Origin of the sequence: uncultured Eudoraea sp. (assembly GCF_947258925.1) — a bacterium.
GTDB lineage: Bacteria > Bacteroidota > Bacteroidia > Flavobacteriales > Flavobacteriaceae > Eudoraea.
Genome location: NZ_CAMYKG010000049.1, coordinates 1 through 14,500 on the forward strand (window position 1 = coordinate 1; position 14,500 = coordinate 14,500).

Genomic DNA, 14,500 nt, shown 5'->3' on the forward strand with positions numbered 1-14,500 from the left:
GCTTAAATTCCTCCTTAGCTCATCCCGATAGCTATCGGGAGGTTAGAGTTACGGGGTCAAGTTCATAATTTTTTTGATTTGCATTATGTTTATATTCTTTGTTCTGAATTATTGAATCGATATTATATCGGGGAATCAGAAGATGTTGTCAGGAGATTGAAAGAACATAATGATGGCTTTTTTAAAGATTCTTTTACCAGTTCTGTTAACGATTGGAAAGTATTTTTAACCATTGATTGTTCTGACAGAATACAGGCAAGAAAAGTTGAAAAACATATTAAGAACATGAAAAGCCGGAAATACATTCAGAATTTAAAGGAATATCCTGAATTGATTTCTAAATTAAAAAAAAGATATAATTAAATATTCCTCCTTAGCTCAGTTGGTTAGAGCATCTGACTGTTAATCAGAGGGTCCTTGGTTCGAGCCCAAGAGGGGGAGCACCGAAGTAGAGCAGAGCTCACTTCAGCGCTACACCGAAGCCATTCACGCAAGTGGGTGGCTTTTTTTGTCAGAAAACTTGGGAGAGAAGTTTATCCCGCCATCGGCGGGAAGCCCAAGAGGGGGAGCACCGAAGTAGAGCAGAGCTCACTTCAGCGCTACACCGAAGCCATCCACGCAAGTGGGTGGCTTTTTTTGTCAGAAATTTTGGGAGAGCCAAGTAGTTGAGCAAGCTCACTACTTGGCTGTGAGGTGTACATAGTGCTACTTCATAGACATATCAATTTAAACCCTTGTATAATGCATGGTTTTTTTTCATTTATGCATTTACTATGCATTAACAGGACTTATTTTAAGGGCATGATTCTTCCTTACTGTGTATATGTCCTTCAGAGCCAAAGGGACCTTCTGCTTTATCACGGATTCACCACCAATCTGGAACAAAGAATACGAAATCATAATGCAGGAAGAACTATTAGTACCTCAAAAAGAAGGCCTCTTAAACTAATTTATTGTGAGTTTTTCCTTAGTAAAAAGGATGCTATGCGCCGTGAATCATATTTCAAAACCACCCAAGGGAAGAGAATGCTAAAACTGATAATTCGAAAAACACTTCTAAAAGTAAACTATAAAAGATAGCAGAAGCCATCCTCACAAATAGGTGGCTTTTTTTTCTTTTATTTTAAACAAAAAAACCCTGATCTGGTAGCCAATATTTTTATCCACATTTGGAGGAACCACAATCTTTACAAGTCAGACATCCTTCCTGGTATATTAGATTCGTCGATCTGCAATTCTCACATTTTTGCCCATTTACCTTTGTACCGTCGGTAATGTATCTTTTTAAAGCTCGGGCTACTCCATTTTTCCAGGTATTTAATGATTCACCTTCCAAATGAAGACTACTGATAAGGTCTACAACTTTTACTATTGGCATTCCATGCCTTATGGTACTGGAAATAAGTTTGGCATAATTCCAATATTCAGGATTGAATTTATGCGACAGGCCTTCAATAGTTGTTTTATAACCTCTTTTATTCTTGTATTGAAAATCATAGCGGGAACTTCCGTCTTCATCCCTATTCTTAATAATCAATCCGTCATCTACCCAGCGTGGGATTAAAATCCCATCTTCATCATCGGCTAATCCGGTAAAAATTTCATAAGGTTGCTTATCGATAAGACCAATAAAGGCAATCCATTTTTCTTTATTATTTTGAAAGCGTACCACATCTGCTTCCAGGACCTCAGGGCGTTTAACAGGAAATGCAGTGAGCATCTCTTCAGCATCACTTTCAGTAGCTATCAGAACCCCTGATCTTGAGCCATCACGATATACGGTGACTCCTTTACAGCCAGCCTTCCATGCTTCCATATATAATTTGCCTACCAGTTCTTCTGAAGCGTCATTAGGAAGATTTATAGTAACGCTTATGGAGTGATCTACCCATTTCTGAACAGCACCTTGTAAACGAACTTTACTCAACCAATCAACATCGTTTGAAGTGGCTTTATAATAAGGAGATTTGGCCACAATATCATCCAGTTCTTCCTGATCATATGCTTTTTCTGTATCCAGCCCACGTACTTTCATCCATTGTTTAAACCTATGATGAAACACCAGATATTCTTCCCATGAATCACCAACATCATCCACAAAGGTGACATTGGTATCTTTCTCGTTAGGATTAACTTTTCTCCTGCGTTTGTATATGGGTAGAAATACCGGTTCAATTCCTGAGGTAGTCTGGGTCATTAAACTTGTAGTACCGGTAGGAGCAATAGTCAATAGGGCAATATTTCGTCTGCCGTATTCCAGCATTTCATAGTATAGTTCTTCATCCGCATCTTTAAGGCGAAGAATAAAAGGGTTTTCTTTTTCACTGTCTGCATCAAAAATTTCAAAAGCTCCGCGTTCTTTTGCGGTGTTTACCGAAGCCCTGTAAGCCTCTAAGGCAATTGTTTTATGTACTTCAATTGAAAATTCATTTGCCATTTCACTTCCATATCTCAGTCCCAGCGCGGCCAGCATATCACCTTCTGCTGTAATACCAATTCCGGTTCGCCGGCCCTGCAGGGCTTTCTCTTTTATCCTCTCCCATAGTCGTATTTCCACGGCTTTGGTTTCCTCTAATTCGGGATCAGATTTTATTTTATCCAGAATACCCTCTACCTTTTCAAGTTCCAGGTCGATGATATCGTCCATAATACGTTGAGCTACTGCAATATGTCTTTTAAACAAGGGGAAGTTAAAGTTGGCAGTACTTCTAAACGGGTCTTCCACATACGAGAACAAGTTGATGGCCAATAACCTGCAGGAATCATAAGGGCATAGCGGAATTTCGCCACACGGATTAGTAGAGACTGTTTGGTAACCGTGGTCGGCATAACAATCGGGCACAGATTCTTTGATGATAGTATCCCAGAATAAGATTCCAGGTTCTGCGGATTGCCACGCATTATGCACTATTTTGTCCCATAAGCTTGTGGCGTCAATGGTTTTTGTAACCTTTGGTGTGGTACTATGTACCGGAAACTTTTGAATATAAGGCTTGTTGCTCTCAACAGCTTCCATAAAATTATCATCAATCCGAACAGATACATTGGCTCCTGTAACTTTGCCCTGCTCCATTTTGGCGTCGACAAAATCTTCCGCATCAGGATGGTTAATTGAGACTGATAACATAAGGGCTCCTCGGCGACCATCCTGTGCTACCTCTCTTGTAGAATTTGAATAACGCTCCATAAATGGCACCAGCCCGGTTGATGTTAAAGCTGAATTCCTGACTGCAGATCCTTTAGGCCGGATATGGGACAAGTCATGTCCAACACCGCCACGTCGTTTCATTAATTGTACCTGTTCCTGGTCAATTTTCATTATTCCTCCGTAGGAATCGGAACCGCCTTCATTCCCAATAACAAAACAGTTAGACAAAGAAGCAATTTGAAAAGGATTGCCAATACCCGCCATAGGACTGCCTTGCGGCACAATATATCTGAAGTTTTTGATAAGATCATAAATGGCACTTTCGGGAAGGGGATTAGGGTATTTTTGCTCCACACGAGCTATTTCCTTCGCAATCCTTCTATGCATATCATTAGGATTAATCTCATATAAATTGCCTTCAGAATCTTTTAAGGCATACTTGTTTATCCATACCCTGGCGGCGAGATCGTCGCCCTCAAAATAGGCTAAACTAGACTGAAAGGCTTCTTCTTGAGAATACGTTTTTCTTTTAGAGGGAATACTTTGTACGGCCATGGATGATTTGTTTTAGTTGATTAGTAAAGCGTGGTAAAATTGAGATTATCTGAAAGGCTATTCTATGACAAATATCATAAAGTTTACAGGGTTAAATAGTTAACTCATTGATAATAATAGGAGTAAGACCTTATCAACAATAAATAGTTAACAAATTAATTGAATTATTGCCAGCTAATTTTTTTGATTTAGTGTCTGTTGTCCACTCCAAAAGAGGCAATATTAAAGAAGATAAGGCTTATTTAAAGTGGTAAAAGTTTACACTAAAAAGGAGTTGAGTTGAATTTTAGCCATAGGAATGTTAGGATTCGTTGCCTGCAGTGATGATGATGGTGAAGTAATAGACAACTCTGAAACATCTACCATTACGGTAGCAACTCAGGATATAACAACAGAATATTGTGACAACGGAGATGGTACTGTAGCAGCTACAAGCCCGGGACAATGGGAAACGGTAGATTTAGAAGGCGTGACCTTTGATCAATTTATTGCAGCCTTTGAGTTATTGGGTAACACCTGCAACTAAGAATCAAATACCACTGAAGAGGAGCAAACTCACTTCAATGTTTATAAAGATGAGAGTCCGGTATTTTACCGGACTTTTTTGTATAACCCATATTCATCTAACAAGGGATATGCATTTTGGTAAATGCCTGTACCTATTTTGCAAAACTGCTTCCAATAAAAAATAGAACCCGGAACCTCCGAAGTTTCTCGATCCTAATAATAATCAGCCGATAAATATTTTTATAGTGCCGGAGAACAAGCTATTTCTTATATTTAGATAGCTGTTTACATTTTTCAAAATAATGCGAAAAATATTGATAATAGGAATAATGCTCTCCGGCATGATCCATCAAATGAGTGGACAAAACATGCATGTGTCCAGGTATACAGAAGCCAATGGACTGCCCTCAAATGAAGTTAGACATGTGGTTCGAGATAGCCTGGGATTTGTATGGGTGGCCACAGATTCAGGATTAGTCAGATTTGACGGCGTAAATTTTAAAGACTATTCACAATACATTCCCAGTCAATATGGAAAGTATTTTGCTGCAGTGGACCAAGGGCTGCTTTTGAGCCATGATGCCGGTATTAGCCTTATTCAGCCTGGATTGGATACTACCAGGATATCACTATTTCAAAAAGCATCTATAAATCCAAATGACAATGGTCTTTATTATCCCAACCGAATTTTTCAAAGGAGCAACGGAGCCCTTTTAGTGGGACAACCCGGAGGGAAAATCCATAAAATTTCTTCAGGTGATTTAAAACTTATTATACCCGGGATTTCAGACAAATCTAAACGCGGGCTGGAATTTTTCTTTAGCGAAGTGGGAAACCAGGTCTGGGTAGCTCAAAGTGACGGATCTCTTCATTTGTATGATGAACAAGCCCGATCACTTAAATTGATGACTTCATTTCCAGAAATTCACGACATGAAGTCCAATGGTAACGAACTCTGGATCGCTGGCGATAAAGTTTATAGAATTGAACTGAGCCCGGAAGGAAAGCGTATAAGAGGCAAAGAATCCTTCCAGTCTATTCCGGGAGAGGTAACTGCTTTGGCATTGGACAGCAAAAATAATATTTACCTGGGTATAAAGGAATTAGGGTTGTATTATTTAGATAGAACCCATGGGGAAATACCGGAGTTTATAAAAGTATTTAGTAATAATGATCCTCATTCACTCAATGAACTTCCATTTAAGAATATTCATAATATCGTTTTAGACTCCGATGATAAATTATGGATATGTTCCTCAGAAGGGTTAGGGATTTTGCAAAAGAGATTTTTTGAGAGTATAGGTTCTATCCCAAATGCCAATACTACCGCCATATCCATTGCGGATAACGGCAAGATCTTTGTGAATTTTGGGGACCTTTATCGGATAGAAAAAACAGATTACGGTTACAATGGGGAACAACTTCCTACTTCCTCGCTTGGAACAATTACGGCATTAACAACTAAAGGAAATAGGCTATGGACGGGTACAAGTACCGGTAAACTTTTTGAGCTTAATCAACAAGGAAAGCAACTAAGAGAAATTAATCTTGAGCAAAGGGGTGAAGGAATTTTTTATTTGGCAGGTGATAGTAATAACAGGTTATGGGTGGCCCAGGCGCCCCGAGACCAGCCCATTGTGGGAATAGGATGTATTTTTCCTAACGGTACTTTTAAGGAATACGGCCTGGAACAGGGCCTTGAAAACCGAATTATTTGTCTCAGGGAAACTGAAAATGGCCGTATATATGCATCAGGAATTGGGAAGGACACCTACCTGTATCGTTATTTTCCGGAGAAGGATAATTTCATAAATCTCAGTATTCGCCCTGATTTCTATACAAGTCCCATTTTCCAGGTACATGATTTCACTGTAGATGACAACGGAATTATCTGGCTGGCTTCTACAGATGGCTTACTGCGGCATGATTTGGAGCGTATTAGCAAGGTAGATCTGGGACCAGAATACAGTAATTTAGAGCTGAAGGCCGTTACCCATTCGGTTGATGGTAGTATATGGGTGTCTTTTGATACAGAGGGTGTTCTTCGCTATAAAGAGGGAAATACTATAGTCATGCAGAAGGAAAGTGGTCTGCCCAGCAGGGTAATGACCTACCGATGTCTTCAATCCGATAAGGAGGGTCGGCTTTGGGTTGGCACGGCTGAAGGTGTTGTACATTCTTTAAACAGTACTCCACAACCCGGCAAAAGTAATAAGCCATGGTTTATATCAACATTGCTTGACGGACAAATTATCAAAACGGAAAACTATCAAATATCCCCTGATCAGGAATTTAAGATAAACTACATTGCCCCTTCATTTCATGGGTTCAGAACTTTTTACCAACATCGGTTAAATGATAGCCCCTGGTCTTCACCTTCAGTTAAGGGAACATTAAGTTTGAAGGGATTACAGCCAGATAATTACTCATTGGCCGTTAGAGCAAAAAAAGAAGGTGCTTTTTTATGGAGTGATGCACAGGAAATGCAACTTATTGTAAAGGATTATTGGTTTAAACGTAAAGAATTAGTATGGCTGATCATTCTACTATTAACTGCTGCTATTGCACTGGTTTTCTGGTCACAAAAGCGCAAAGTCACTAATATTATGATTACGCTCAGTAAAGGCCTGGAGGCAAAAAAAGATGAGGTAATTCAGCAAGAAGCAGATTTGGTAAAAGTGCGTGAAGAAATTCGAATGAAACATCGCGAACGAAAGGCAAACCTCCTGGCGCTTGAAATCATGCATCGCCTTCTTATAAAGATTCGACCGGATACGAAATGGGATATGGTACTGGAAACCATATCTCTGGACTTATTAAAACTACCCGGAGTAATAGCTTTTGAGATAGGTGTTCAAAGGGGAAGGAACATTGAATTTGAAGGATATTCTGAGAAAGTTAAGGGATTTACATCTGCAAAAACCCCATTTGATCCCGGCAGTTCCCTTGCAGCTTATTGTATTTCCGGTGCAAAGGCTTTTATCTTTAACCGGCTTGGGGAAGAAAGTAATGTACTCTTAGATAAAAAGGACTCCAGAATAGAAGGTTATAAGGCCGCTATAAGCGTGCCATTTTATATAAATAATAAGAATGCGATTTTAACGATATATGCGAACAAAGAGGATCTATTTGACCAATATACACTTAAGACGATCCAAATATTTGCCTCATATTTAGAACAAATTATTTAAGCCGTGATAAAACATCTTTTTTTGTCTTTTTTGTCTTTGAGCTTATTTTTTGGTTACAGCCAGGAATTGGAAACCCTTAAAGTTGGTGTAAAGGTTGAACCCCCTTTTGTCATTAAAGATGGAGATGAGTACACAGGTCTTAGTTTGGACCTATGGAAGAGTATTGCCGATGAAAAGGGAGTTAATTTTGAAATCGTTGAATACAATGATCATCTTGGATTAATACGCGCACTCGACTTTGAAGAAATTGATATATCAATAAATCCGATTCATGTAAACGAAGTCCGTTTAGCCTTGTTGGATGTAACGCAGCCTTTTTATGTTTCATTCACGGGGGTAGCTACCTCTCAGGCAGAGCAGAGCCAAGTAAGGATTTTTTTAAACAACTTTTTCTCAAGACAATTTCTCAGACTCGTTTTACTACTGGTATTAACCATATTTGTTTTTGGGACTATTTTATGGTTGGTGGAACGTAAGCATAATCGGCGGCAATTCCGACCTAACATATTGGGCCTCTTTGATGGTTTCTGGTGGTCTGCAGTGACCATGACAACTGTAGGTTATGGAGACAAAGCTCCTAAGACCAAGATGGGCCGGGCCATAGCTATGATTTGGATGTTTACTGCAATATTGATAATCTCAGGATTTACCGCTACCGTTGCTTCCACACTTACTGTAAATTCACTTAGCAGGACCATAGAAGATCTTCAGGATATACGTAATGTAAAGGAAATAGGTAGCGTACATGGATCAAGTAGCGAAGATTTTTTAAAACAAAATGATATAAAGGCGACAGTTTTTTACGATAATGCTGAGGATGCTCTTCTGGCGCTTTCAGCCCAAAAAGTGGAAGTTTTTGTCTATGACAAAACAGTACTGGACTATCTTATAGGTAAAATGAAACTGCAAGCTAAGGTTTCATTGTTGCCTGTAAATTTTAATCAACAGTATAAAAGCTTTTTCCTGCCCAAAAACAGTAAGGAGCTCGAATGGATCAATCCTATTTTGGTACGGAAGATTAATGACAAGACCTGGCACGGACTCTTACGGAAATACAATTTGCAGATAGATTAAATAATGCAGTTTTATAAGAATTGTATCCATACTTATTTATTCCCTGGTCATTAGATTTAACGGATCCTGATTCAATCTAATAATGTGAAGAAGTTTCTGCTTTAATCGTAAAATAATTCCGTGCTTAATTGGACTTCTTATTTCCTATAATTCTATACCCCAATGCCAGCTTTCCACTTAACAAGGTAAAAGCACCATTGTTCCCAAAACCAAGATTAGATGAATTATATCCAGCTCGAAAAGCAATATTTGCATAAAAACGTCTCAGCAGGTATCCAAATATTACAGCTCCTCTTAGTTTATATAAAACAGGATTTTTGGAGTTGTAAGAGATGCTCTCCGCATCTATATTCTTTATAGTCAATCCAATTCCTGCCTCTCCTCTAACACCTATAAAAAAATTGGAGGGGAGATTATAAAGTCCGGCCAAACCTCCCTTAACACCAATCCCATAGCTGGTTACTTTGGTAATTCTTCCTTGCTCATTGAAAATAGGGGCGAATTCAGCAGGGACAATAGATTCATCTGCTGAGATCTGATTATATATAAAGAATCCCCCTAACCCAAATGAAAATATATCCTCTCTTTCACTTTCAAGACCCGACATCAATAGCCTGGTTTGGTATTCGGCATTTTTATTAAAAAGGTATAAATGATCTATCCCAGTGGCAATAGACCTGATATCACCCCTGAAAACTGAATTTCCATTTATTGAATTTTCAACATTAAAGCCATCATATATCTGAAAAAAAAAGTCGAAACTATGGTTTTTAATGAAGAATAATGCTTGAAGGTCAAATCTGTCCGTATTCTCCGTGGTTTTATCTTTTATATTAAATGCGATATCCAGAATAAGCTTACGTGTTGCCACCCCTATCCCAATGCCATACAAATTATTTGGGATATAGCTAAGTTGAACATCATCATTTGCCAAATCAAAACCCTGTGCCTTGATATTTCCAAAAAGTCGAACAGACCAGTTTTTGAAGTCGTGATCAATTAGCAATGAATCAATTAGATTCTTATTATCTGTAGTATCGTTAACCATAATTTCCTGGGACGAGCAAAGCGAAGTAGTCAAAACAAAAAAAAGCAGCAGTAATTTCTTTCTTAAAAAGGCACCAATCAATGTTCTGTTGGTAATCCTGTTACTGTTATATATCTTATAACAACCGGAAAGATTTATTTTGTAGTTGAGTGCCATCTTAAAAAGCGGGAACATGAAGCATTGGTATCAAAGATATCGAAAATTAATGTGCCGGTTGCTTAATTCTTTTCAAATCTCGTACTCAAAAAGAGTTCCGTAAACGAAGTGCTAACTGCTATAACTACATCATCAGTAAGCCTTTCGAATTTATTTCGTCTTAAAGGGAGAATTGTAATATTGCTGTGTTTTATTGCAAATAAAACTTACTATAGAATTAAATGAGAATAGAAAAAATTGGTTTTGGCGGAGGTTGCCATTGGTGTACGGAGGCCATATTTCAATGCCTTCATGGCGTCATAAAAGTGCAACAGGGTTGGATTTCAGCTGTTGAAGCGGAAGAATTCCATGAAGCTGTAGTAGTACATTTTAAAAGTGATATTATTTCTTTGGAAAAATTAATTGAAGTACACCTGTATACGCATAATTGTACTGCTAACCACTCCATGAGGGATAAATATCGCTCAGCGGTTTATACTCATAATAAAATGCAACACAGAGATTCGGCTAACATCCTTAAACAACTTCAAAAAGATTTTGACAATAAGCTGGTAACAAGAGTATTCGGATTTAAGGAGTTTAAAATGTCACCGGAGCCTTATCAAAATTATTACTTGCAAAATCCTGACAAACCTTTTTGCAAAACTTATATACATCCAAAATTACAAATGCTACTAAGAAGATTTCCAAAGAACGTTAAGGAGTCTCCTCTGGCGGCTACAAAAACTGATGAAGCGTAAAAAAGGCAAAAAATAAAATAGGAGTTTCCAACTGCGTACTAAAAATTCTTATTTTTGTGCCCTTTATATTTTTCAACGGAAATATTTGGCCTCATAGTTCAACGGATAGAATAGAAGTTTCCTAAACTTTAGATCCAGGTTCGATTCCTGGTGAGGCTACTATCTTCTTTCATACCTCCTCATTATTCCAAAATCTTAAGTATATTAGTAAACAAGCAGCAATCTTGTAAAATCAAGATTGTCTGATTTCTTTGCACGAGGTAAAGGCTAAAATTTAATTTATTCCAGACTATGATACGGAATAATATTAATCACCGGGTTGCCGGTATCTATTCATAATGAAGCTAACCAAAGCCAAACAAAAACTTCTAGACGAAGCTTATAATACTGTAATACAGGTTTGTTTGTTCGACAGGCCCCTTGAAGAAATGACGCCTTTGCTGGCCGAGGATGTCATGAATTTTGGCGCAGGTAAAAACGAGCTTACCAAATCCAAAGCCGCCTTTTTGAAACAAATAAAAAATCAAAAAAAACTGGCAGAGGGATTAAAAATGGACTTTGCATTTACACCTGTGCTGCGCAAGGTTATGAATCAGGGCAATGGCGCCATTTATACAGATGATATTGTAAATACTGTTTGGGTAAAGCAAATTAAAAACGAACTTAAATTCCGCATCAGTTTTATTTTTGAGTATCGCGATGGGCGTTGGTTATTGATCCATTCACACACCTCTACCCCGGACCCACAACGTGCAGATAATGAAGTATGGCCCATAGAGGATCTGAAAAAAAGAACGGAATTCCTCGAAAAAAGCCTGGAGGAAAAAATGGCGGAACTGCAGGATAAAAACCGGGAATTGGAAGTTGAAGCTGCCCTTGAAAGGGTGCGATCCAAAACGATGGCTATGCATAACAGTGAGGATGTTGCGGCTACTGTAATCACTTTATATGATGAAGTGATGAAGCTGGGTCTTGACAAAACGCTGCGCTGCGGAATAGGGATCCTGGAAGGAACGGAGTATATGGAAACATGGTCTGTAAATTATTCGCCCAGTGGTAAGGTTGATTTAAAAATGGGGATGTTAAATATGACCATACATCCCATGTTGGTGGGACTTAAAAAAGCATGGAAAAGTAAAAAGAAAGGCTATACCTACGATTTTATTGGTAAAGACGTACTTAAATATTATACAGCACTTAATAATGAAACCGAATACCCATTTAATGCAGATTTAAAATCATTACCCGAAAATGTATATCACAATAGTTTCTTTTATTCTTCGGGTATTCTTTTTGCCTTTGCAGAAAATCCTTTTTCAAAAGCAGCAGCTAAGGTATTAAACAGATTTGCTAAGGTTTTTGGACAAACCTACAGGAGATACCTGGATCTGAAAAAAGCCGAAGAACAGGCAAAGGAAGCGCAGATTGAAGCTGCACTCGAAAAAGTGCGAGCCAGTTCTATGGCCATGCACAAGAGTGAGGAACTTAAAGAAGTAATCCAGGTAGTATACGACCAATTCATCCAGTTAAACCTCAATATTGAGCATACTGGTTTTATTATGGATTATAAGGATAATGAAGATATGCACATTTGGCTTGCTGACAAGAAAGCTGTATTTCCTGAAATAATACTTCCGTATTTTGATTGTGCACACTGGAATAGTTTTAAGAAAGCTAAGAAAAAAGGGAACAATTTTTTTACTAACCTTTTGGGTTTTGAAGAAAAAAATAAGTTCTACCAAGACCTCTTCGAGTTTATTCCAGAGTCACCTAAAGAAGTAAAAGATCATTATTTAAGTTATCCCGGATTAGCTATTTCCACAGTATTATTAGACAATGTTGGTTTGTATATCGAAAATTTTCAAGGAGTTCCTTATTCTGATGAAGATAATACCATTCTCATGCGATTTGGAAAGGTTTTTCAACAAACATATACACGTTTCCTGGATCTTCAAAAAGCAGAAGCACAAGCCCGGGAAGCGCAAATAGAAACCGCATTGGAAAAAGTGCGAGCCAGTTCTATGGCCATGCATAAGAGCGAGCAACTTCCTGAAACGGCTCAGGTGCTCTTTGAACAATTTGCCCGGCTGGGAAATTTACCCGATCGCATAAGCATTTGTATCATCAAAGAGGAAGAAAACCTGTTGGAATTATGGGTTACGGACCAAATTGGCAGTCAGCTGGAACATAAATATAGCGGGTCTTTAGAAGAAGCCACAACCATGTCTAAAATACATAAAGCCTGGAAAGAAGGTAAAGAATCTTTGGTAATTGACCTTTCAGGTCAAAAGCTAAAGGACTGGGTGCGCTATATAAAGAAAGATGTTAAGTTACCTATAGACGATTCCAATATTAAAGGCAGAAGAGTACAGCAGGCGGCTTTTTTCTCCAAAGGCTTGCTTCTTTGCACCACAAATGAACCTGTAGCAGATGAGACTATGGAATTATTGATCCGTTTTGCCAGGGTATTTGATCAGACCTATACCCGTTTCCTTGACCTGCAAAAGGTCGAAGCCCAGGCACGGGAAGCAAGGATTGAAGCTGCTTTAGAAAGGGTGCGTGCAGCATCTATGGCCATGCATAAAACTGATGAGCTTGCTCAGGTGGTAATGGTTCTTTTTCAGCAATTTTCTGAGTTGGAACTGGATTTCTATCAGGTTTGGATCAATATATTTTTTATTGAAGAAGGATATTCCAATTGCTGGTTTTCTCCTGTAGAAGGGGTTATAGATGAAGCTTATACAGCCAGAGTACCGCTTGCACCTTTTGAGGAATCTTCCATAAAGAGCTGGAGAGCAGGAGAAGAATTTTCATATCTATCCTGGAGAGGTCTGAAGGAAGTAGATGAAATTGCGAAATCTCTAAGTGAAATGACCGGGCATGAAAGTTTCATCAGGATCCAGAAAAAGAAGAGAATGGATCGTATGGAAATTGTTGATTCCAATCATAAATATGGTGTTTTGGCCATGGCAAAGAATAATGATATCACTGATAATGATCGCACTATATTAAAGCGCTTTTCCAAAGTTTTCGAACAAACCTATACCCGTTTCCTCGACCTGCAAAAAGCAGAGGCACAAACCAGGGAAGCTCAAATCGAAATAGCATTGGAAAGAGTGAGAAGCCGAACCATGGCTATGCATAGGAGTGAGGAATTATCTGATGTTGCATATGTCCTTTTTGAAGAGTTGAAGGGACTTGGTGTTCAACTTCGTTGGTGTTGGTTTAGCATATTTGATGAAGATTTAAAAGGTATGAAGTCATGGTATACAGACACCGATGGCCAGTTTAATCCCACACCAATTCACCAAAAATTTAAGGATTTCAAAGATGTAAAATTTGTATTCAAAGCTTGGAAAAACAATGATCCAATTTGCGTCTATGAAATAAAAGGTCCCGCATTGGTAGCATATGTCAATGAACTTGGTAAAAATCCGGATTTCAGGAAAGGCCCAACTTATCGAACCTTTAAAAAGAATATTTCCGGTTGCCTATACCAAACCCATGCGATTTTCAAACAAGGGTACCTTGGATACAGTTCATTTAATCCTCGTAGGAATGAAACACTTCAATTTATTGGACGATTTGCCAAGTCCTTTGAGCAAACCTATACCCGTTTTCTGGACCTCAAAAAAGCCGAAGTTCAGGCACATGAAGCTACCAAACAGGCATCGTTAGATAGGGTTAGAGGGCAAATTGCAAGTATGCGTTCAGCGGAAGATCTGGAACGCATTACCCCCTTGGTTTGGAATGAACTCACTACCCTGGGCATTCCTTTTATCAGATGTGGGGTGTTCATCATTAACGAGTCCAGTAAGCATATTCAGGTATACCTGTCTGCTCCCGACGGGCATTCGCTGGGGGCCATGCAAATACCTTTTAACGCAGATCAACTAACAGCCAACTCAGTAACTTATTGGCGAAGAGGCGAAGTTTTTAAAGGGCATTGGAACAAGGAGCAATTCAATGAATTTATGCAGACCATGGTAAATCTGGGTCAGATCAAAAACATAAAGGTCTATCAGGGAGCTGAGCAGCCCCCGGAATCGCTCCATTTGCATTTTGTTCCCTTTACCCAGGG

9 protein-coding genes and 2 tRNA genes are annotated in these 14,500 nt (G+C 38.7%); 9 read left to right on the forward strand and 2 right to left on the reverse strand.

Annotated features, from left to right (window positions below; translation table 11 throughout):
• Positions 1-78 precede the first annotated feature (78 nt).
• The 3 genes from Q0X77_RS14150 to Q0X77_RS14160 all read left to right on the forward strand — a co-directional run bounded on the left by Q0X77_RS14150 (position 79) and on the right by Q0X77_RS14160 (position 1,080).
• Positions 79-363 carry a GIY-YIG nuclease family protein gene (locus Q0X77_RS14150; RefSeq protein ID WP_297798420.1) on the forward strand — a complete coding sequence of 95 codons (285 nt, stop codon included), beginning with the start codon at positions 79-81 and terminating at the stop codon, positions 361-363.
• Positions 364-367: 4 nt separating this feature from the next.
• Positions 368-441: transfer RNA gene (locus Q0X77_RS14155), tRNA-Asn, on the forward strand.
• A gap of 300 nt (positions 442-741) precedes the next feature.
• Positions 742-1,080: a GIY-YIG nuclease family protein gene (locus Q0X77_RS14160; protein WP_297798422.1), complete on the forward strand. Its 339-nt coding sequence runs from the start codon at positions 742-744 to the stop codon at positions 1,078-1,080.
• Between the two features lie 79 nt (positions 1,081-1,159).
• On the opposite strand, the gene Q0X77_RS14165 is transcribed toward Q0X77_RS14160, so the two are convergent.
• Positions 1,160-3,703, reverse strand: coding sequence for an adenosylcobalamin-dependent ribonucleoside-diphosphate reductase (locus Q0X77_RS14165; RefSeq protein ID WP_297798424.1), 2,544 nt, complete (start codon positions 3,701-3,703; stop codon positions 1,160-1,162).
• A gap of 298 nt (positions 3,704-4,001) precedes the next feature.
• Here Q0X77_RS14165 and Q0X77_RS14170 point away from each other — a divergent pair, with 298 nt between their 5' ends.
• The 3 genes from Q0X77_RS14170 (at position 4,002) to Q0X77_RS14180 (ending at position 8,475) form a co-directional block, all read left to right on the forward strand.
• The gene (locus Q0X77_RS14170; protein WP_297798427.1) at positions 4,002-4,229 is read left to right on the forward strand and encodes a hypothetical protein; all 228 of its coding nucleotides are present in this window, start codon (positions 4,002-4,004) and stop codon (positions 4,227-4,229) included.
• 283 nt (positions 4,230-4,512) lie between these two features.
• The gene (locus Q0X77_RS14175) at positions 4,513-7,401 is read left to right on the forward strand and encodes a two-component regulator propeller domain-containing protein (protein ID WP_297798429.1); all 2,889 of its coding nucleotides are present in this window, start codon (positions 4,513-4,515) and stop codon (positions 7,399-7,401) included.
• A gap of 36 nt (positions 7,402-7,437) precedes the next feature.
• On the forward strand, positions 7,438-8,475 hold the full coding sequence (locus tag Q0X77_RS14180) for a transporter substrate-binding domain-containing protein (RefSeq protein ID WP_297798432.1): 1,038 nt from the start codon (positions 7,438-7,440) through the stop codon (positions 8,473-8,475).
• Positions 8,476-8,599: 124 nt separating this feature from the next.
• Here Q0X77_RS14180 and Q0X77_RS14185 read toward each other — a convergent pair whose 3' ends face one another.
• Positions 8,600-9,697, reverse strand: coding sequence for a DUF4421 family protein (locus tag Q0X77_RS14185; RefSeq protein WP_297798434.1), 1,098 nt, complete (start codon positions 9,695-9,697; stop codon positions 8,600-8,602).
• Positions 9,698-9,900: 203 nt separating this feature from the next.
• On the opposite strand from Q0X77_RS14185, the gene Q0X77_RS14190 reads away from it, so the two are divergent.
• The 3 genes from Q0X77_RS14190 to Q0X77_RS14200 all read left to right on the forward strand — a co-directional run.
• Entirely contained in the window at positions 9,901-10,419 is a 519-nt protein-coding gene (locus Q0X77_RS14190; RefSeq protein ID WP_297798436.1) for a peptide-methionine (S)-S-oxide reductase, read from the forward strand.
• Between the two features lie 87 nt (positions 10,420-10,506).
• Positions 10,507-10,578: transfer RNA gene (locus Q0X77_RS14195), tRNA-Arg, on the forward strand.
• 179 nt (positions 10,579-10,757) lie between these two features.
• Positions 10,758-14,500 (forward strand): nuclear transport factor 2 family protein (locus Q0X77_RS14200; protein WP_297798438.1); only part of this gene is annotated, 3,743 nt, incomplete at its 3' end.